Source organism: Streptomyces sp. NPDC029466 (genome assembly GCF_055574515.1).
Map to the genome: position 1 here is coordinate 294,748 of NZ_JBVHZH010000003.1, position 19,452 is coordinate 314,199.

Annotated in this window: 17 protein-coding genes; 2 read left to right on the forward strand and 15 right to left on the reverse strand. The window is 70.4% G+C overall.

What is annotated here, in order from left to right; translation table 11 throughout:
* Positions 1-34: 34 nt before the first annotated feature.
* From ACZ4XD_RS04885 to ACZ4XD_RS04940, 12 genes are all read right to left on the reverse strand, one after another.
* Entirely contained in the window at positions 35-1,348 is a 1,314-nt protein-coding gene (locus ACZ4XD_RS04885; protein WP_468038222.1) for a sensor histidine kinase, read from the reverse strand.
* Positions 1,345-2,016: a hypothetical protein gene (locus ACZ4XD_RS04890; protein WP_468038224.1), complete on the reverse strand. Its 672-nt coding sequence runs from the start codon at positions 2,014-2,016 to the stop codon at positions 1,345-1,347. Before ACZ4XD_RS04890 ends, ACZ4XD_RS04885 begins: the two co-directional genes overlap by 4 nt.
* A gap of 171 nt (positions 2,017-2,187) precedes the next feature.
* On the reverse strand, positions 2,188-4,929 hold the full coding sequence (locus tag ACZ4XD_RS04895; RefSeq protein ID WP_468038226.1) for a caspase, EACC1-associated type: 2,742 nt from the start codon (positions 4,927-4,929) through the stop codon (positions 2,188-2,190).
* A 298-nt stretch (positions 4,930-5,227) separates the two neighbouring features.
* Positions 5,228-6,949 (reverse strand): acyl-CoA dehydrogenase family protein, encoded by a 1,722-nt coding sequence (locus ACZ4XD_RS04900; protein ID WP_468038228.1) that lies wholly within the window; start codon positions 6,947-6,949, stop codon positions 5,228-5,230.
* 110 nt (positions 6,950-7,059) lie between these two features.
* Positions 7,060-7,617 (reverse strand): PadR family transcriptional regulator, encoded by a 558-nt coding sequence (locus tag ACZ4XD_RS04905; protein WP_042157996.1) that lies wholly within the window; start codon positions 7,615-7,617, stop codon positions 7,060-7,062.
* A 138-nt stretch (positions 7,618-7,755) separates the two neighbouring features.
* Positions 7,756-8,292 carry a hypothetical protein gene (locus ACZ4XD_RS04910; RefSeq protein WP_468038230.1) on the reverse strand — a complete coding sequence of 179 codons (537 nt, stop codon included), beginning with the start codon at positions 8,290-8,292 and terminating at the stop codon, positions 7,756-7,758.
* Between the two features lie 68 nt (positions 8,293-8,360).
* Complete coding sequence (locus tag ACZ4XD_RS04915; protein WP_468038232.1) at positions 8,361-8,891, reverse strand: DinB family protein; 531 nt, start codon at positions 8,889-8,891, stop codon at positions 8,361-8,363.
* 130 nt (positions 8,892-9,021) lie between these two features.
* Positions 9,022-9,402: a hypothetical protein gene (locus ACZ4XD_RS04920; RefSeq protein WP_468038234.1), complete on the reverse strand. Its 381-nt coding sequence runs from the start codon at positions 9,400-9,402 to the stop codon at positions 9,022-9,024.
* Positions 9,403-9,441: 39 nt separating this feature from the next.
* Positions 9,442-9,828, reverse strand: a complete 387-nt coding sequence (locus tag ACZ4XD_RS04925; protein WP_468038236.1) for a hypothetical protein — start codon at positions 9,826-9,828, stop codon at positions 9,442-9,444.
* Positions 9,829-9,870: 42 nt separating this feature from the next.
* Positions 9,871-10,578, reverse strand: a complete 708-nt coding sequence (locus ACZ4XD_RS04930) for a hypothetical protein (protein WP_468038238.1) — start codon at positions 10,576-10,578, stop codon at positions 9,871-9,873.
* A 73-nt stretch (positions 10,579-10,651) separates the two neighbouring features.
* Positions 10,652-11,032, reverse strand: a complete 381-nt coding sequence (locus ACZ4XD_RS04935; protein WP_467120143.1) for a hypothetical protein — start codon at positions 11,030-11,032, stop codon at positions 10,652-10,654.
* 316 nt (positions 11,033-11,348) lie between these two features.
* Entirely contained in the window at positions 11,349-14,264 is a 2,916-nt protein-coding gene (locus ACZ4XD_RS04940; protein WP_468038240.1) for a helix-turn-helix transcriptional regulator, read from the reverse strand.
* A gap of 348 nt (positions 14,265-14,612) precedes the next feature.
* Here ACZ4XD_RS04940 and ACZ4XD_RS04945 point away from each other — a divergent pair, with 348 nt between their 5' ends.
* Complete coding sequence (locus tag ACZ4XD_RS04945) at positions 14,613-15,041, forward strand: DUF779 domain-containing protein (protein WP_468038242.1); 429 nt, start codon at positions 14,613-14,615, stop codon at positions 15,039-15,041.
* A 174-nt stretch (positions 15,042-15,215) separates the two neighbouring features.
* On the opposite strand, the gene ACZ4XD_RS04950 is transcribed toward ACZ4XD_RS04945, so the two are convergent.
* From ACZ4XD_RS04950 to ACZ4XD_RS04960, 3 genes are all read right to left on the reverse strand, one after another.
* Positions 15,216-16,163: a hypothetical protein gene (locus ACZ4XD_RS04950; RefSeq protein ID WP_042157981.1), complete on the reverse strand. Its 948-nt coding sequence runs from the start codon at positions 16,161-16,163 to the stop codon at positions 15,216-15,218.
* Between the two features lie 159 nt (positions 16,164-16,322).
* Positions 16,323-16,841 (reverse strand): lytic polysaccharide monooxygenase auxiliary activity family 9 protein, encoded by a 519-nt coding sequence (locus ACZ4XD_RS04955; RefSeq protein WP_468038244.1) that lies wholly within the window; start codon positions 16,839-16,841, stop codon positions 16,323-16,325.
* 289 nt (positions 16,842-17,130) lie between these two features.
* Positions 17,131-18,150: a LacI family DNA-binding transcriptional regulator gene (locus tag ACZ4XD_RS04960; protein WP_468038246.1), complete on the reverse strand. Its 1,020-nt coding sequence runs from the start codon at positions 18,148-18,150 to the stop codon at positions 17,131-17,133.
* A gap of 342 nt (positions 18,151-18,492) precedes the next feature.
* On the opposite strand from ACZ4XD_RS04960, the gene uriH reads away from it, so the two are divergent.
* Positions 18,493-19,440: a uridine-preferring nucleoside hydrolase UriH gene (gene uriH, locus ACZ4XD_RS04965; protein ID WP_468038248.1), complete on the forward strand. Its 948-nt coding sequence runs from the start codon at positions 18,493-18,495 to the stop codon at positions 19,438-19,440.
* The last annotated feature ends 12 nt before the right edge of the window (positions 19,441-19,452 follow it).

Consider the following 19,452-nt stretch of genomic DNA (forward strand, 5'->3'; position numbering starts at 1 on the left):
TGGGGTTACGTGGACGACCCGATGGTCAATACGCCTAGGAGTCGTCCCCGCCCCTCGGCTGTTGGAGGCCCCGGGACGGGGGCGATGGGGGGAGGGTGAGTTCGGCGATGGCTCCGCCGTCGGGGGCGTTGGAGAAGTGGAGGGTGGCGCCGAGGACCCTGGCCTGGCCGACGGCGATGGTCAGGCCGAGGCCGTGGCCGGTCTTCTTGCCGCTTCCGGAGTGGCTGCTGAAGCGCTGGGGTCCGTGGTCGAGGAGCCGGTCGGGGTAGCCGTCGCCGTGGTCCCGCACGGTGATGGTCAGGCCGTCGACGGTCAGGATCACCGGCGGGCGGCCGTGCTTGTGGGCGTTGGCGACGAGGTTTCCGAGCACTCGCTGGAGCCTGCGCTGGTCGGTCTCCACGCGGGCGTCCCGCTCGATGCGGACCTCGGCCGCCGGCCCGGTGGCCGGCACCGCACGCTCGGCCAGCGGCCCCAGCTGATGCAGGTCGATGTCGGCCTGCTCCACCTCCGCGTCGAGACGGGAGATCTCCAGCAGGTCCTCGGTCAGCCGGCTCATGGTCCCGATCCGGTCCTGCACCATCTCGGTCGGGCGGCCGGGCGGCAGCAGCTCGGCCGCCACCCGCAGCCCGGTCAGCGGGGTGCGCAGCTCATGCGCCACATCGGCGGTGAAACGCTGCTCGCTGTTCAGCTTGGCCTGGAGTGCGGCGGCCATCGCGTCGAGCGCGGCCGCCACCGCGGCGGCCTCGTCCTGGGCCTGGTCGGGACGCAGGACCCGGGGATCGTCCACCCGGGCGTCGAGATCGCCGGTGCTGATCCTGCGGGCGACCTGAGCCGTGCGGTGCAGCCGACGGGTGATTCGGGAGACGGCGAACAGCCCGACGAGGAGGGTGAGGGCGATCGCGAACGCCGAGGAGCCGATGATGGCCCGGTCCAGCCCGCGGAGCGCGGCGGCTCGCTGGGTGTGGTCGAGGTGGACGGCCAGCGCCTTGCCGTCGGCGGGAGTGACGGCCCACATCACCGGGCGGCCGCGGTGTTCGCCGAGCTGGGTGCCGCGCTCGCCGTGCCGCGCCATGGTGCGGAGCGAGGCGGGGAGGTCGGCGGGGTTCACCGCGGCGTCGCGGCCGAGCGGCTCCCCGGCGACATACGCCGCCGCGACGGTGTCGAGCTGGGCCAGGGCGGCGCTGCGGGCCTGGTCTTCGGACTGCCTGCCGACCAGGACGTGCACCAGCACACCGACCACCGTGGCGAGCACACAGCACATGACGATGACGAAGACGGCGAACTTCCAGTACAGCGTCGCCGTCCATGCGGGCAGCCGCAGCCGCGCACGGGGCCGGCCGGCGCTCATGGCTTCCTCTTCGGTGCGGAGGGGGCGGAGTCCGCTTCGTCGAACTCCATGGCCCGCAGCGTCATGGCCTGCGTCCGGGGGTCCCACTCGTAGACGGTGCGGGTGGCGTACCCGGGGGTGCCCGTGGGCTCCCGCAGGATCAGATCGCCGTTGGCGACCTCCACCGAGAGCGGAGTCGCGCCGGCGTCCATGATCCGGGTCACCGCCCCGTGGCGCAGGGTGAAGACCCAGAGCGCCAGGGAGTCGTCCAGCGCCTCGATGCCCACGATCAATTCGGGCTTCCCGTCACCGGTCAGATCCTGGTACTGCGGTTTTCGCACCGGGCAGTGGTCCGGGGCGTCGGCGCAGGCATTGATCCTGCTCTCGGTGGCGGAGTCGAATTGCCGTCCGCCGTCGAGCGCGGAGCCGGCATCCACCTGCGCCTTGACGACGGTGAGCAGCGGGGCCTTGCGGATGTCCCCGGACGGCACCCGGGGCACCCCGGGAACGGCGGCAGGGAGGTTCTCGCCCCTGCCCCGCTCGGGCTGCGGCGCGGGCTTGCGATCCGGCCACAGCCGCACCGGGGCGGAGGCGGCCGGGGTGGGGCCGGCGCTCAGCGGCTCCCCGCTCCCCGTGCAGCCGCCCACCAGCGCCACGATGCCCGTCGCCGCAAGTGCGAGCGACGTCATCCGTACCGGCCCCGGCGATTGCAAGGAGCGGAGCAGAAGCACATCTCTTCCAGTCGTGGTGCGGGCTGAGCTTGTCCGGATGATAGTCGCTGCGCTCCACCGCACAGCCGGAGATATCCGATATGCCCGAAAGGTAGGGATCAGACGGCTTGTCCCGTGAAGCCTGCGGCGTCAGGCTCCGCGGACGCCCAGCCGCACATAGTCGTAGCCACCGTAGACATCGGCGACATGGACATCGGTCAACCGTGGGCTGCGCCAGCTGACGTACCTGCCGTGCACGAACGGCAGGTAGAAGACCTCCTCGGAGACCTTGCGGTTGATCTCCTCGTAGGTCTCTCCGGCCGCGTCCGGGTCGGTTTCGGCGACGGCCTTGTCGAGGAGCTTGTCGAGCGCCGGGGAGTCGACGTCGGCCAGATTGGCGTTGCCGCTCGGCGGGTGCATCCGGCTGTCGACGAGCGGGCGCCAGAAGGCCTGCCCCGTCGGGAAGTCGGCACCCCAGCTCGTGATGACGATGCCGTAGCCCCGCTTCCGCACCTCGTTCGGCGACCCGACGAGGGTGGACGTTCGCGCCGCGTCGAACCGGTCGACCTTCGCCTCGATGCCGACCCTGCCCAGCGCACTCGTCAGCGCTTCGGCGGCGTCGATCTCCGACGGCCGGTTGTTGCGCACCGCGATGGTGGTCGGGAAGCCGTTCGGCCGGCCGCACTTCTTCAGCTCGTCCCTGGCCTTCGCCAGATCCGGCGCGCCGCCGTTCTTCTTGAGCACGCCGTACGGATCGAAAGCGGGGTCGGCGCCCCTGATGCCGGGCGGGAGCAGACTCGGTGCGAGGTCGCCACCCGCTGCGGCGCCACCGAGCGCGGTCTGAAGACTCCGGCGGTCGGCGGCGTAGGCAACCGCCTTGCGGCAGTGGAGGTTCCCCATCGGCTCGACCGTCTGCGGAAAGGCCGCGTAGCGCACGAAGCCGGACCGCGGGTTGTCCAGGTTCTTGCTGAGGTCGCGGTCCGGCAGCACCTTGGCTCGGGTGGCCGGTCCCAGCCCTGTGGTGCCCAGCGCCAGGTCGAAATCGCCTCTGGTCAGACCACTGTCCAGGGATTCCTGGTTGCCGGTGATCCGGACCGTGATGGTTTCCGGGAGGGCATTACGGATCGGGTCGGCCCCCCGCTTCCAGTGGGGATTGCGCACCAGCTCCAGCGATTCTCCGGGATGGTACGAACGGAAGGTGTACGGGCCGCTGGAGAACGGCCTGAGACCGTATTTGGCCTTGGTGTCCTGGCTCTTCTTCACGGGCGAGGCGGCGATCATGGCCAGCATCTGCTCGAAGTCACCGTTGGGCCGGGGCAGTTTGAAGACGATGGTTCCGGGACCGCGCGTCTCGATCGCTGTCAGGCCCTTCGCCGAGGTGTCCTGGTACGGGCCCCGATAGGTTCCCTCGGGGTCGAGCACCTCCCTCAGGTAGCTCGGTCCGCCGGTGATGACGTCCGTCGCCCAGAGCCGCTCGATGCCGTACTTGATGTCCTCGGAGGTGACGGGCGACCCGTCCTCCCAGGTGACCCCTTTGCGCAGGGTATAGGTGTAGGTCCGGCCGCGGTCGGTGATCTTGGCCTTGGACGTGGCCAGGTCCGGTGTGAGTGCGGTGCCCTTCGCCTTGGGGTCGTAGGTCACCAGTTGCCGCGTGTAGTAACGGGCGAAGTTCGCTACGGAGCTGGAGTAGCTGCGCTGCGGGTCCCAGGAATCGGCATCGGCGACGCTGCCGAACTTCAGCGTGCCGCCCTTGGCGCCCCCTCGCTTGAGGATGTGGCCGACGGCGGCGTTGTAGGTGGCCCCGGTGGCGCCGTCCTTGGACTTTCCGTCGGATGCTCCCTGCGCACCATTCAGCAGAGCGAGGGTGGTGGAGACCCCCGCGACCAGGAGTGCCGCCGACACCACCGCGATGGTCCTGGTCCGGACGGAGGCCGGACCTCCCGGGGAACTCCGCCCGTCGGCGGCGCGGGCGGTATTCGGCGTCGGGTGCGGCCGGGGTGCTGGGGGCTGCGGCCGCGGGCGGTCCTCGCTGCGCGGGTCGGGGGTGGGGGCGGGAGTGGCCGTGGGGGCCGGTTCGGCCGGTGGCGGTGACGGCTCGGCCGGTGGCGGTGACTGCTCGGCCGGCGGCTGAGGGCGCGGGGCGGCGTGGGTGGGGTGGGCCCGGTTCCGGGCCAGGGCGATCAGCCCGCCGGTGTTGCGGTTGCGCTGCTGGGGCAGTGGTCTGGCCTTGGCCGCCAGCGCGGTGTAGAGGTGCCGGTAGAGGGTCTGCATGTCCAGCAGGGGCGGCCCGTCGGCGATCCCCTCGGTCAGCGCGGTGATCAATTCGCCGCTGAACGCGGTGAATTCCTCACCCGGCGGGGACAGCGCCTTCCGTGTCCGTGCGGAGGCCGCCAGCAGGGACGTGCCGTCGATCAGCGCGTGATCGGCCACCTGCGTGGTGCCGCTCATGCCGCCCACCAGGGCCCGCCCGCTGTAACAGCAGTCCAGAATCACCACCTTGTGCCGGGCGCCGATCCGCGGGTCCAGGACCGCCCTCCGCACCCACTCGAAGGGCAGCGCGCTGTAGAGCCGCTCCGGGTCCGAGCCGGGCAGCGCCAGATACAGCTCGTCGCTGTACGGGTCGATGAGTCCATGCCCGGCGTAGTAGACGACCAAGGTGTCGGTGGCGCACAGGGCGACGCGGCTGAGGGTGTCGAGCACCTCCTGGGCGCTCGGCGGCTGGGACAGGGCGACGCAGTGCGAGGGCGGCAGTCCCCATAACTCCGGGTCGGTGAACGCCCCGGTGAGCCCGGCCAGATTGCGCTCGACGGCAGGCAGGGCCGGCATGCTCTCGTAGTCATGGACGCCGATGAGAAGGGCCTGCGAGGCAGCGGGGTCAGGGAGGATCGTCACGGTGATCCCTGATCCGTTCGGTCTCCCCCGGCTCCGTCTCCGGACGGCTGCGGGCACCTCAGGGGCTGCACGCTCGCGTACCCCTCTCCCGGGCCTGCGCCCGCTGCGCGAACTGATCAGGATGCCGATACTAGAGGGGTCTCCGGGTGCGTGTGCGGAGGCCGGAAAAGTCCCGGGCGTCCGTCGGTGCGAAGGGCGGCGCTCGCGCAGCGGCGCCCCGGCGCGGCAGGCTCAGCCGACCTGTGCGGACGGGGCTGAGCCTGCCGGACCGAGGCGCCGGCGGCGGATTGCGGCGTGCTTACGGGGCCATCTCGTACGCCCCGGACAGTGCCTCCACGCGCTGCCAGACGCGGGTCGAACGGGCGTCGTCGACGACCGGGCGGCGGACCGCGCCCAGCGCCCAGTTCTGCTGCGCCTCGGTGGCGGAGTCCTTGCCGTGCAGCTCGACGGCGTGTGCGGAGAAGTCCCGGACGAGGACGGCGAACAGCTCGTCGAGCACGTCCTCGTCGAGGCCGGTCAGCTGCGCCTGCTCCAGGATCAGCTGGCCGTGGACGACCAGCGCGAACAGCTGGCCGATGGCGAGCAGCAGATCGAGGTCGCGGCTCTGCTCCTCGTCGGGGGCGGCGGTGGTGACGAACTCGCAAAGGGCGTCGGCCTGTTCGCGGAAGCGGGCGACGTTCGCCACCCCGGCGAAGGCGTCGTAGGCGGTGCGCCAGTCGTGGAAGCGTACGGCGCCCAGACCGCGGGCCGGTCCCTGCCGGAAGAGGAACGCGTCATCGGCGGCGTCGAGGCGGGTCGGCACGGGCGCGTACTCAGCCGGGTTCAGCAGGTGGTTGCCCATGAACTTGAGGATCAGGGCGAGGTTGACGTGGACGGTGCCCTCCAGCTTGGGCAGCCCGCGGATCTCGGTGGCGGCCTGGGCGAAGTAGGTGTCCTTCTCGAAGCCCTTGGCCGCGATCACGTCCCACATCAGGTCGATGACCTTCTCGCCCTCTGTGGTCACCTTCATCTTCGTCATCGGGTTGAAGAGGAGGTAGCGGCGGTCGTCGGGGCCGGCGGAGCGGAAGTAGTCGACCGCGCGGTCGCTGAACAGCTTCATCCCGACGAGGCGGACGTAGGCGTCGGTCAGTTCGCGGCGGACGTGCGGGAAGGCGGTGACGGGGCGGCCGTAGAGGATGCGGTTCTGCGCATGGGTGACGGCCTCGTACATCGCGTGCTCGCAGATGCCGATCGCGCCGGTGCAGAGGTTGAACTTGCCGACGTTGACGGTGTTGAGGGCGGCGTCGAAGGCGGCCCGGCCGGTGTGCAGGATGTCGGCCTCGGCGACCGGGTAGTCCTCCAGGCGGAATTCGCTGACGTACTTGGAGGAGTCGACGACGTTCTTCACCAGGTGGTAGGCCGGGTGGCGGCTGTCGGCGGCGAAGAAGACATAGCCGTCCGGGCCCTCGATGTCGGTGCGGCGGCCGAAGACGGAGACGAGTCCGGCGGCGTTGCCGTTGCCGATGTAGTACTTGGATCCGCTGGCGCGGAAGCCGCCGTCACCGTCGGGCTCCAGGAGCATGTCGGTGGAGTAGATGTCGGCGCCGTGAGCCTTCTCGGACAGGCCGAAGGCGAACACCTCGCCCTGGGAGAGGAGTTCCGCCGCGCGGCTGCGGACGGCGGCGTTGTCGCTCTGCCAGACCGGGCCGAGGCCGAGGATGGTGACCTGCCAGGCGTACCAGTAGTCGAGCCCGTAGAAGCCGAAGATCTCGTTGAGGGCGGCTATCCGGGCGGTGTCCCAGCGCTTGTCCTGGTTCCCTTCGGCGGCCGAGGCCGGGGTGAGGAAGGTCGCGAACAGCCCTTCCCTGCTGGAGAATTCGAGGAACTCCGACAGCCAGGCGCGGGAGCGGTAGTCCTCGATCAGCCGGCGCTTGCCGCGGTTCTCGAACCAGTCGACGGTGGCGCGCAGCAGCCGGCGGGTCTCGGGGTCGAAGTGCGCCGGGTCGTAGGTGCGGGGGTTGAACAGCAGCGGGTCGGCCATGGTGTTCGCCTTTCCGGCTCGGGTGGGGATTGCGGTGGTGGACGGGGAAAGCTCGGGAGCTGACCCGAACGCGGCGGCCGGGCACACGTGTTGCTCACCCGGGCGCCGGTTCAGCGCTCGGGTCGGAGTCGGCGGAGGGTGGCGAGTACGTCGTCCAGCCAGTCGAGTGTCATACGCTCGTAGGCGATGCCGCCGCGCAGTACGACGTGCTGGAGTTCCTGGCCCGCGTCGGGCGTGGCAGGTGCCTCGGGGCCGGTGAAGTCACGCCGCTCCCCCGCCAGGTAGTGCGCGAGGCGGTCGGAGTGGATCTGATGGTGCCGCTCGACCTCACGGATCAGCGCGGCGGGATCGTCGAAGGCCGCACCGCGGATCTTCACCGCGAGGTCGTGCCGGACGCTCTCCGGTTCAATCGGCTCGTGCAGCCACTCGGCGAGCGCCGTCCGGCCGAGAGCGGCGACGGAGTACTCCTTCTTGTCCGGCCGGGCCTGCTGCGGCACCTCGCGGACATCGATCCAGCCGTCGCTCTCCATGCGCTTGAGGACGCGATAAATCTGCTGGTGGGTGGCGGTCCAGAAGTACCCGATGGACCGCTCGAACCGCCGGGCCAGCTCATAGCCGGAGCCCGGCTTCTCCAGCAGGGAGACAAGAATCGCGTGCTCAAGCGCCATATCCCGATCCTTCTATGCAACTCGTTGCATAGACAAGAGGCACCGCGGGGGTGAGACGCGGCTCACCCGGGCATGCCTTGGGGCGCTCGGGATCGGCGCCCCGCGCGCGACGGCCCGGCCCGCCAAGGCACTGCGTACTCAGCCGGTCCGGGGCGGCGCAAGCTGCCATTCGCCGGAGTGGCCAGGGGGGAGCGCCAGGTCTCGGCGCACGGCCGCGTAGTACCCCTCGCGTGCGGTGCGTTGGCGCTGAAGCATGGCTGACCATGTCTCCGGGCTGTGCGTCCGGTCGCGCAGGAACCCTTCCATCTCCATCACCACGACGACCCATTCCCGGGCCTTCTCCACCACGTCAGGGCTGCCCAGCATCAGCAGTGCCTCCCCGGCCGGGTCCCGGGCATCGGTGGCCTCGGCCAGGTGTGGCGCCGCTTCGTCGGGTGACAAGGGGTGCGGGTGAGGATCGTTGCCGAGGTGGGCGGCGATCCGGTACGTCAGGGTGACACTCTTCTTCAGCGCCCTGGCGAAGTCGGCGTAGGTCGTCAGCCGCCGCTCGTCCCAATGGGCCGCCTGCTCGCGACGGAAGCGGACCTGATCGCCGCGCATGCTGACGAAGTACGACCCCAGGGCGCCGAGTACGACGCCGATCAGGGCGGGGAGCTGTTGTATGAACGCCGACATGGCCACACGGTATAGCGCGGTGCCGGCCGCGACATGAGGCCGTTTCCGTCCCGCCGGGAAACGCCCTCCTACTCCCCCACCGCCCCATCGGCCAGCTCTCGGGCGATGTCGAGATGGCCGGCGTGGCGGGCGTACTCCTGAAGGAGGTGGAAGAGGATCCAGATCAGGGTGGGGCGGTCCTCGTCGGGCGGGACTTTTCCGCCGAGGGTGGCTGCCCGGTCCTCCAGGCGGGCCGCCGCGACGATGGCGCGGGACCGGTCGCACTGCTCCAGGAAGAATTTTCGGCAGTCCTCGAATGATTCTTCGGGGTCCACGTGCCACGGTCCGGGACGGGTCTTGAAGTCGGCCCAGGGTTCTTCGATCTGTTCACCCTCGAATCCCCATTGCAGCCATCGCAATTCCACACAGGCCAAGTGCTTCAACAATCCGAGGGGCGTCCATCCGGTGGGCATGCGGCTGGCCCTCAGCTCCGCGTCGGGCATTCCCTCCAGCTTGCGCAGCACGGCGTTCCGGTAGAAATCGAGATAGCCGGTCAGCAGGTCGTAGGGGCTGGTGAGAGTCACCGGGGGCTCGGCGGCGGGTTCGATTTTGTGGACCATGGTGAGGACCTTATGGAGGCGGGGGTGCCGTGTCCAGGTTTCCGGCGGGCAATTCGGCCGGGAAGTGCCGCCCGGTGGAATGCACGGGGCCCGTCGGCAGGAGACACCGACGGGCCCCGGCATCAGCCGGTCAGCACTTCAAATCGAGGACGTGGATGTTGGGGAGTATTCCTTCGATCCGGTAGCAGTGGTTCTTGTCGGGCTCGTTGATGTACAGCGGTGTGGAGCCGCCCGACCAGTGCACCTGGACCGTGACCCCGGTTGCTTCCGCGGGGAAATATGCTTTCCAGCTGTCGCCCACCGGCCGGTAGTTGTGGCAGTAGTTCTTCTTCTCGATGCCCTCCGGGCCCTTCCACTCATAGCAGGTGTCGATGAGCGACGCCGCCTGGTGGTCGAACTGGAGGTAGTTGTCCGAGGCGGCAGTGGCGGAGGGTGCCGTCAGTACCGCGCCGGCCAGGGCGAGGCCCAGAGTGGCAGCACCGTATGCCAGGGAACGCTTCTTGCTTCGCATGCTGGAGTTCACCTCTCGCTTCAATGGTCCGGGCACGCCCTAGCAGGTCTTGTCGGTTCTCTTCGGGCCCCAGGTGTAGCCACTCAGCTCGTAGCAGTAGTCGCGGCTCAGGTCGGTGATGTGCGGCGACACGTTGTCACCCGCTATTTGCCCGTCGACCGTCACCTCGACCTTGACGCCCTGGGCGTCATCGGGGATTTCCACCCGCCAGTCCGTGCCGATGGCCTTGCCCTTGTCGCAGGAGTCCGGGGTGGTCGAGGACGCCCAGTGATAGCAGGTCTCGGCGATGAACCAGCCTTTGTTGGAGAAACTGATGTACTTGCCCGAGCCCGCGGCCGCGGCGGGCGGCGCTGTCATCGCGCCGCCGACCAGCGCGAGGCCCAGTGCGGCGACCCCGTAGGCCGCCGACTTCTTGATGTTCCGCACAGGAGGACCCTTCGTGAGTGTGTCGCGCGTGGGAGCGTTGGCTCAGCGCCCGTTCTTGAGGGTGGCGCCGCAGGCGACCACGTCGGTGTCGGCGCGTGCCGTGGTGTTGAGCGGGATTTCGGTGCGCAGTCCGGAGATCTTCGCGCCGCCGAACTCGCCGCCCTGGATGGTCACATCGGAGACCCGCTGTTCCATGTCATGGCCCAGCAGGAGCATCCCCTTCTGACCCGGCTTGACGGTGATCCTGATGTCGCCGCTCTTCGACTCGGTGTTGGTCTCGCTGTACTGCGCGGAGGCGCCCACGCCCAGCTTGTCCTTGATCAGGGTGATATCGACACTGGCACCGACATTCCAGCCCCAGCTGAAGGTGCGGGTACCGCTCAGCGTCTGGTTTATCTCCGCGGCGCCGGGACTGCAGTTCTGAATGGGGCCGATGCCCATACCGGCGTTGTCCACGTCGAACCACTTGGTCACCTGCTTGGATTCCAGGGTCGTCGACGAGCAGGACACATTGCCGTTATTGCACTGTTCCAGTGCGCGCTTGACCTCTTCCGCGGAATTCACCTGGTATCCGTTGTCGTAGGTGACGGAGGGGCTGCCTTCCTCCACCCACTTGTCGGTGTGGCCATTGACGTCGGGGAGGGCGGAGCCCTGGGCGGCGGATGCCGCGGGCGCCGCCAGGGCGAGCGCGGCGGCGACGGCGCCGAGGGTGAGCGCCATGCGGGATGCGGAGGTGGATGTGGAGATCAACGTTTCCTCGCTCTGTTCTGGGTCATTGCGCAGGAAGGCGTGACGGCGGCGCTCCCTGCGGATTCCGGGTGGTTCAGCAGCCCGTTTCCTGGAGCTTCGGCCGGTCGACGAGCCCGGTGATCTCGAAGCAGTGGTTGCGGTTGGTGTCGGTGACCGCGGCGGTGTCCACCGTGGCGTAGTCGACGATGCTGGTGCTGAGATCGATCTTTGCGCCGGTCGCTTCCTCGGGGAAATACGCCTTCCAGGTGTCGTTCACCGGGCGGACGTTGTGGCAGTAGTTCTTGCCCTCGGCATCACGCCACTTGTAGCAGGTATTGGCGAGGATGCCGGCGTGGTTGGTGATCTGGATGTAGTTCTGGGAACCCGCATAAGCGGCGGGTGCGGAGAGTACGGTGGAGAAGCACGCGGCCCCCACCGCGAGAAGACCGAATACAGCCCGATGGTTGATCTTCACGGTTGTTGCTCCCTCTTGCACTGTCCGGTGGCGCCGGAAGAATGCGACGCCGTGCGATGAGTAAGTCATGAGAGAGCTGCCGAATCAATTGGATCCGGCTAAGACTTCGGTCCCCGGAGATTCCCCTTCGGGGCAACCACGAGAAAAGCTGCGGGCAGGTGGGAACCACGGCTTCCGACCACGAGGAACCACGGTTTCCGCGGTCGGCGGACCACAGGAACGCCGGCCGCCCACGGACATACCGAAAGCCCCTCACCCGAGGAACAGTGAGGGGCTTATGACGTGGGTGCGAGGGCCGTTGACCGTGCGACCGCGCTCAGGAATCCGCCGGATCGCTCCCCCCACGAGGCCGGCCCGCTTCAGCCATCGCCGCCGCCAGGTGGGGGCGTCCGGTGATGCCGAGCTTGCGGTAGGCACCGGTGAGATGGGTTTCCACGGTCCGCAGCGAAACGACGAGGAGTTCGGCGATCTGCTTGTTGCTGTAGCCCTGAGCGGCGAGGATGCCGACGCGTTCCTCCCCGGCGGTCAGTCCCCGGATGCCCTGGCTCCCGGAGCGTGCGACACGTCCGCCGGCCAGGTGCAGCCCCTCTTCCAGTCGTGTGGCGAGCACCGTGGCCCCGCACCCGACGGCGAGGTCCAGGCCCTCGCGCAAGGTCCTGCGGGCGCCGCGTTTGTCGTCCCGGCGCAGCAGGGCGATACCGAAGTCATGGCAGGCGCGGGCGAGTTCGAGGCGTGCGGGGGTGGGCCGGAGTACGGTCACGGCCTCGGCCAGCAGGTCGAGCCCCCGGGAGCCCGCTGCCGCCGCCCCCGCCGCCCGCAGCGCCACCCCGAGGGCCCGGGGGAGCCGGCAGCGCCGGGCGAGGTCCAGCTCCTGCTCGGCCAGCGCCTGGGCCGACTCGGCCTCCCCCAGGGCGAGATGGACCGGGACCGCGCGGGAGCGCCACGGGGACATCGCCGGGCTGACCGTCCCCAGCGCCTCACTGTGGTGACCGCACTCACGGAGCAACGAGAGCCCGGACCGCGGCTCGCCCTGGGCGATCCGCAGCGCGGCCAGGCTCATCAGGAACCGGGGCCGCTCCCAGGCCACTTCCGTCTGTCCCGCCACGGCATGCGTGACCGCGATTTGCTCGGCGGCCTCGACCCGGCCCTGGGCGAGCAGGGCGTCGATCCTGATCGTGTCCAGGGTCAGGGCGTACGGCAGCCGCCCGGTGGGGGACGCGTGGTCCGCGGCGTCCTGAGCCGCGGCGAGGGTCTCGGGGATGTTTCCGCGGCGCAGCGCCAGCACGGCGCGGTAGACCGTCAGGGAGGAGACCAGCAGTTCCATGCCCCGGCCCGAGATCTCCCGGGTCAGATGGCGGTTGAGCCGGTCGGCCGTATCGAGCTCGTCGAGGTACAGCAGCGTCTGGGCGACGAAGTAGTGCAGCGGGAACAGGTCGTGGGAGAAGGCCGGCAGATTGACCGACGCCCGCTCGATGAGTGCGGTGACGTACGGGGCGGGCAGGGCCGCGCGCAGGGCGTGGAAGGCGCGGATGGCGAGCAGTTGGCGTTCGCCCGCGGTGCGGTCGGCCAGGTCGTCGTCCCCGCCGGGGGCCGGCGCCGGTGCCGGTCCGGTGACGGACGGCCGCTCGAACTCCATCCACGAGCGCAGCGCACTCATCCGCAGTGCCAGCTCGCGGTCGGCGGCACCGGGTCCCGAGGTGGGCCGTTCGCTTAAAGCCGCGATCTTCCGGTCCACGCTCGACAGGTCCGTCCGGGGCCCCCGGGAGAGCAGCAGGGAGTAGGCCAGCACCCCCAGGGCGTCGCTGCGGGCCGCCTCGTCGGTCAGCCCGTCCAGCGCGCCGGTGACGCAGGAGATGGCCAGCGCGGCATCGTAATGGCTGGCCGCGGTGCCCAGTTCCAGCAGCACCCGTGCGCGTTCGGGCTCGTCCAGCGGCTGGTGCAACGCGGAGCGGAGATAGGTCACGGCGGTCTCCGGCGCACCGCGGCGCAGTGCCTCGGTGGCCGCCCGGCGCAGCGCCGGCAGGACCCAGGAGCCGTGGACGGGGCCGGCCGCCAGCAGATGGGCGGCGACCTCCTCGTCGGGGCGCCCGCTCAGACAGGACACCTGGGCCGCCCGCGCATGGCCGACGCCGAGCTCCTCGGGTGACAGCGTGGCCAGCACGGTGTCGCGGACGACGGGATGGGTGAAGCGGGGGTCGCCGTCCGCCCGCAGCAGGCCGAGCGACCGCAGCTCCTCGGCGGCGGACTGCACCACGGCCCGCCCGGTCCCGCAGTACGCGGCGAGCAGTTCCGGCGGCTTGCGGTCGCCCAGGAAGGCCAGCGCCCGCGCCAGCGCCACGACCTCGTCGGACGCCTGGCAGAGCCGGTGCGAGATCTCCCCGCCGAGGGTGGAGAGGGTGACCGTGGGGATCCGGTCCCGGAATTCCGTCGTCGGTTTCACTCCGCTGCGCTGTGCCTGGTGGAGCAGGGCGCGGACGAACAGCGGATGCCCGCCGGTGGCGGCGTGGCAGGCGGCGCAGAAGGCCGCGTCGGGTTCCTCGGCGCCCCAGAGCGTCCGCACCAACTGCGCCACGCCGGCCACGTCGAGCGGCTCCACGACGATGGTGTGGCAGTTCGCGGGCCGGACGAGCTCGGCGAACAGCGGATCGAGCCGTCTGCCCTCGGCGCTGCGGGTGGTCACGGCGATCAGCACGGGGAGGCTGTCCGCCCGCCCGATGAAATGGACCAGCCAGCGCAGGGACGGCTGATCGATCCACTGGAGGGCGTCCACGGCCAGCAGCAGGGGCTGCCGGCGGGCCAGCCGGGTGACCAGTGCGTCCAGTTCCCGCAGTGTCGATGCCGTCACATCGGCGCTCTCCGGCAGCGGGTCCGTGGCGGCGGCGTCGTCCAGGGCCCGCAGCGTGGCCGCCGCCGACCCTTCCAGCAGGCGGGCCCGGTCGGTGTCGGAGACCGCGGCCAGCGGCGGCTTGAACAGTTGGCGGACGGCACCGAAGGCGAAGGCGCGCTCCAGGGGGTGGCAGCGGGCCCGCAGCACACGGAACTGCCCGTTGCGGTCCCACCAGGTGCTCAGCAGGGCCGATTTGCCGATGCCGGCCGACCCTTCGAGCTGGACGACGCGAGGACGGCCGGACAGTACGTCGGCGGCCACGGCGTCCATGGCAGCGAGTTCGCGTTCGCGCCCCACCAACGGCCAGTGGTCACCGCATGCGTCACGGGAATGTGCGAACGTCACCAGTTGCTCAACTCTCGTCGTTCTCGTCTGGTCTTCGAGACGTTCCGATGACGACCGCGGTTGCCTGAGCCGGTCGCCCAGATGTCCGTTCACGGCCTGCGCTTGCCCTTACCTCTCGGCGCCGCGTGCAACCATGTCGCAACGTGGCACGGAGTTAACTGGACCGCCGCCGCCGGGACGGCTCGGCGGGCACGGTCCGGGCGCGCCCCGGCGGCCCGCCCCGACCTGCCGACGACATCCGTTTCCGCTGGTCAGAAGCGGAATTCCCAGGAGAGGACGACACATGTACCCACCGGGAACCAGGAATCTGCCGGTCAGCCGCCCCGCCACGAAGCCGGGCCGGTTCTGATGGCCGGCGGCGACGGGGGCGAGACGGCCGCCGCGGGCCCCGCGGCCCCGGAGGGCACGGCACGCATCGGGCTCACCGCGGCGGCGACCGAACTGCTGCGGCTGCTGCGGAAGGCGCACGGCCCGCTGATGTTCCACCAGTCCGGCGGCTGCTGCGACGGCAGCGCCCCCATGTGCTACCCGGCGGGGGAATTCCGTACGGGATCGTCGGATGTACTGCTGGCCCGGCTGGACGTGGCGGGCGTGCGGGAGCCGGTGGACTTCTGGATGTCGGCCGACCAGTTCGCGCGCTGGCAGCACACCCATCTGACGGTGGACGTCGTACCGGGGCGGGGCAGCGGGTTCTCGCTGGAGGCGCCGGAAGGGGTGCGCTTTCTGATCCGCTCGCGGTTGTTCACCGAGGAGGAACGCGCGGGGCTCAGCGGCTGACGCGGCGCGCGGGCGCCGACAGACGCCGGGCGGGCACGGAGTGAGGCCCCACGCACGGGGGAGAGCGTGGGGCCTCACTGGTAGAAACGGGTGGCGGGCGGTTCAGGTTCCCGCCCGGTGAAGATTTCGCGAGAAATCTTGTACGGACCGCGCGATGCCGGTCCCCCTCGTCCCTCAGGTCTCGCCCTGCACCAGCCGTTCCAGCATCTTCTGGAAGTCCGCGTCCGCCACCACCCGCAGCCCGTCACCGTCCGGCTCGCTCAGCGGGGTCATCACGCCCCGGCGCCACCAGAACACCCTGGGGCTGATCGCCCCCGCCGCGTCCTCGTGACCGGCCGCCGCGAACTGCGCCATGGCCTGAAGCGCCGGGATGACCTGCGCGTCGTGGATACGGTGGAACGCCAGCTGGTGCCGGAAGGGCAGGGCGACCAGCGCACCGTCCGGCGTGAGCCCGGTGCCCATGAGCCGCTGCACCAGCTCGTCCAGGACCAGCACCCGGCTCGCGGTGAAGAACGAGTCGCCGAGCAGCACCTCGAACGCCGAACCGTCGCCGCGCCGCACCGTCTCATGCCCTTCGACCGGCAGCGCCCGCAGATTGTTCATCGCCCGGATCCGCAGCTCGGCCACGTCCCCGAGATCGGTCAGCGAGTCCTCGCTGAGCATCTGCACGGCCTCGGGCAGATCGAGGGCGAGCACTTCCCGCAGCCCCGGTGCCGGCGCCCGGCCGTAGCGGAAGGAATCCGAGGCGGGCAACGTCTCCTGGGCGACCACACGGGGGTACAGACAGGCCCGGATCTCGTCCTCGCTGAGGATCTCCAGCGGCTGCGGGCCGTCCATCGTGCGGAGCACCTTGCCGACGTGATCCCGGATCAGCGCGGGCCAGCTGCGCTCCCCGCGCCGGTCGCGGTGGCACACCGCGGCGAGGTTGCCGAGGCCGAACTGCCGGCCCGCCGAGTCGGTGACCACACCCGCGTACGCGGTGACTTCGAGCCCCCGTTCCGCGAACGCCTGCCGGACCTGTGATCTGAAGACACCGCCCTCGCGCTCGGAGAAGAAGCTGAACTCCCCGTCGCGTGCCAGGTCGCGGGAATCCCGCTTCGGTCCTCGGCGGAACAGGCCCATCTCTTCCTCCCGGCAGCGGCCACGCACAACGGCCATGAATGGGCCGATCGTAACGGGTGCCCCGCCGCCCTCGTCGCCCTGCTCGCCGCCGCTCACGGAGGTGACCGGCGCGGGGAGACGGGGCGGCGGGGACGGGAGGGATGAGGGAGGAGACGGGGGCTAGCCGCCGATCGTGACGTCGATACAGGCGTAGAAGGCATTCGCGGTGTCGGCGATGTTCCAGACCGCGAGGATCTTCTGCCTGCCGGTGATGCCGCCGAAGTTGACGGTGTGCGAGACCGTCGCCGGTGGCCGGGCACCTCCGTCATTGAACTCGGCGACCTTCCTCCCGCCGACGAAGTACTGCCAGGTGCTGGTGGAATGCCGGGCGGTCAGCCGCCAGTTGAAGGTCTGTGAGCTGCCGATCGGGGTGACCTTCCAGCCCTTGCTGTCATCGTCGAGTTCGGCGAACCGGCTGTTGCCGCCGCTACAGCTGGTCAGCCCCTTGGGGCCCTCGACACTCTGCGGCTCCCACTTGACCGGACCGCACTCGACGCTGCCCGCGGCGCACTGCGCCTGCCGGCTGGGCGGCGAGGACACATAGCCGTGCGCGCTCGCCGGGCCGGCGGGCAGGGTGACGACGAGCAGCGGGGCGATGCCCGCACCGAGGGCGAGGGCCAGCTTTCTTTTCCTGTGCATGTCAAACCTTTCGCGAGAGAGGCCGCCCGCGAGAGCAGCGGACCCGACGCCGCCGCGGCGCCGCACGTCCGCCCGGGGGAAGCCTCGTTGAGGGGGGTGGATGACGCGAAGGTGCACACCAATTGGTCTAGACTTTACTCTCTGACCGCGTACGGTCAAGAGGCGCGACGTTGCGTTGCCAGCCGACGGCAGGCCATCGCGGCGAATGAGTGTGCGCCAACTCCTCAGGTGCGCAACTGGCCCTGGTTGTTACCTTCTTGACGTTGCGTCAGTTCTGCACCGCGCCCGGTCAGCGAGCCGAGGAGGCCCCGGCCGGTGCGCTGGAGGCCCGTACCACCAGCTGCGGCGCCAGCCGGACCGTGCGGCGTGGGCCGGGCTCCGCGGCGGACGGCCGGCGGCCCAGCAGACGGGCGGCCTCGGCGGCCAGTTCGCCGACCGGCTGGCGCACGGTGGTCAGCGCCGGGTCGGCGAGGCCGGCGAGCGGGATGTCGTCAAAGCCGGTGACGGCGACCTCGCCCGGTACGTCCGCACCGAGCTGCCGCAGCCGCTGGAGGGCACCGGCGGCGATGAGGTCATTGGCGCAGATCAGAGCGTCCGGCCGGGACGGCCAGACACGATCGACGGCGGCACGCCCCCACTCCACCGAGAAGTCGCCGAGCTCGACGCGCCCGGGGGCTTCGGGATCCAGCGCCGCAGCCCCCGCCTCGTACGCCGCACGCCGCTCGACCGCCGCCGACGCGGTTCCGGCGGCCCCCACGAAGCAGGGGCGGCGGCGGCCGGTGGCGGCCAGATGATCGAGTACGAGGGCCATACCGGCCGCGTTGTCGACGGCGACGGAGTCGGCGACGCCGGGGCCGCAGCCTCGGTCGAGCAGCACCAGCGGCACCTGGGCGGCCGCGCTCGCCACCGCCTCCCGGCTGCGCCGCTCATCGACGGGTATCAGCAGCAGCGCGTCGACCTGCCGCCCCAGGAAGGCACCGATCCGGGCTGCCTCGGTCACCGGGTCGTCGTCGCAGTCGGCGAGCAGCACGGCCCGCCCCTCGGCGTGCAGCGCATGCTCCAGCTCCCGGACGAGGGAGGGGAAGAACGGGTTGGTGATCTGCGGCAGGACCAGGCCGACGGTGCCGGTGGAGCGGCTGCGCAGGGCGCGGGCCACATGGTTGGGGCGGTAGCCCAGCCGCTCGGCCGCCTCGCGTACGGTGCGGGCGGTCTCGACGCCGACCGGACGGGTGCCGGCCAGCACGCGGGAGACCGTGGCGATGGAGCAGCCGGACGCCAGCGCGACGTCCTTCAGCGTGACTTCGGCCACCGTCTCGCGGCTCCCTTCGCTCGGCCCGCCCGGACCGGAGGGAGCATACGCCCCGTTGCCCGCCTGGCAAACGTTGTCCCGCGAGAGGTGGTTCTCCCCACCACACCGGCCGCGTTTCGTCCCGAAAACGTCCGGTAGGCCAGAGATTGAACCGTTGACAACCGGCCAGTCCATGGGTCAAGTTTCCGGAGAACGTTTTCCCATGTTGCTCGCTCGTGGCTGACTTCCCGCCCGGGCTCGCCATGGGCGACCGCCGGGCGCGCTGTGCACCGGAGCCCATGCCGGCCCCGCACCACCACTCCGCACCACATTTCCGAGCAGCAGAGCAAAGGGGCTCTTCCGTTGGCCAGAAAGATCATCCTCGACTGCGACCCGGGGCATGACGATGCGATCGCCATGCTCCTGGCACATGGCAATCCCGATGTCGAGCTGGTCGCCGTGACGACCGTGGTCGGGAACCAGACGCTGGAGAAGGTGACCCGCAACGCGCTGTCCGTCGCGCGGATCGCCGGGATCACGGGCGTCCCCTTCGCCGCCGGCTGCCCGCGCCCGCTGGTCCGGGCCATCGAGACGGCGCCGGACATCCACGGCGAGACCGGTCTGGACGGCCCGGAGCTGCCCGAGCCGGCCATCGAGCTGGACCGCCGGCACGCGGTGGACCTGATCATCGACACCGTGATGTCGCACGAGCCCGGCGAGATCACCATCGTCCCCACCGCGGGGCTGACGAATATCGCGCTGGCCGTGCGCAAGGAGCCGCGGATCGCGGAGCGGGTCCGTGAGGTCGTGCTGATGGGCGGCGGCTACCACGAGGGCAACTGGAGCGCGGTCGCCGAGTTCAACATCAAGATCGACCCCGAGGCCGCGCACATCGTCTTCAACGAGCGCTGGCCGGTCACCATGGTCGGCCTCGATCTGACGCACCAGGCGCTGGCGACCCCCGAGGTCGATGCGAAGATCGCCGCGGTCGGCACCCGCCCCGCCAAGTTCGTCGGTGAGCTGCTGGACTTCTTCCGCGAGGCCTACCGCGAGAACCAGGGCTTCACCTACCCGCCGGTGCACGACCCCTGCGCGGTCGCCTACGTCATCGACCCGGACGTGATGACCGTACGGAAGGCCCCGGTCGACATCGAGCTGCACGGTGCGCTGACCGTCGGGATGACCGTGACGGACTTCCGGGCGCCCGCGCCGGACGACTGCACCACCCAGGTCGCGGTCAAGCTCGACCACGAGCGGTTCTGGAACCTCGTCGTGGACGCACTTGAGCGGATCGGCGACGTCGAGGCATGAACACCCCCACCG

Coding starts and splice junctions, on each gene's coding strand:
- ACZ4XD_RS04920 (WP_468038234.1), bottom strand. CDS start 9,402: ATGCGAAGCAAGAAGCGTTCCCTGGCATACGGTGCTGCCACTCTGGGC.
- ACZ4XD_RS04950 (WP_042157981.1), bottom strand. CDS start 16,163: ATGGGCCTGTTCCGCCGAGGACCGAAGCGGGATTCCCGCGACCTGGCA.
- ACZ4XD_RS04915 (WP_468038232.1), bottom strand. CDS start 8,891: ATGGTCCACAAAATCGAACCCGCCGCCGAGCCCCCGGTGACTCTCACC.
- ACZ4XD_RS04890 (WP_468038224.1), bottom strand. CDS start 2,016: ATGACGTCGCTCGCACTTGCGGCGACGGGCATCGTGGCGCTGGTGGGC.
- ACZ4XD_RS04905 (WP_042157996.1), bottom strand. CDS start 7,617: ATGGCGCTTGAGCACGCGATTCTTGTCTCCCTGCTGGAGAAGCCGGGC.
- ACZ4XD_RS04955 (WP_468038244.1), bottom strand. CDS start 16,841: ATGCACAGGAAAAGAAAGCTGGCCCTCGCCCTCGGTGCGGGCATCGCC.
- ACZ4XD_RS04945 (WP_468038242.1), top strand. CDS start 14,613: ATGGCCGGCGGCGACGGGGGCGAGACGGCCGCCGCGGGCCCCGCGGCC.
- ACZ4XD_RS04885 (WP_468038222.1), bottom strand. CDS start 1,348: ATGAGCGCCGGCCGGCCCCGTGCGCGGCTGCGGCTGCCCGCATGGACG.
- ACZ4XD_RS04900 (WP_468038228.1), bottom strand. CDS start 6,949: ATGGCCGACCCGCTGCTGTTCAACCCCCGCACCTACGACCCGGCGCAC.
- ACZ4XD_RS04910 (WP_468038230.1), bottom strand. CDS start 8,292: ATGTCGGCGTTCATACAACAGCTCCCCGCCCTGATCGGCGTCGTACTC.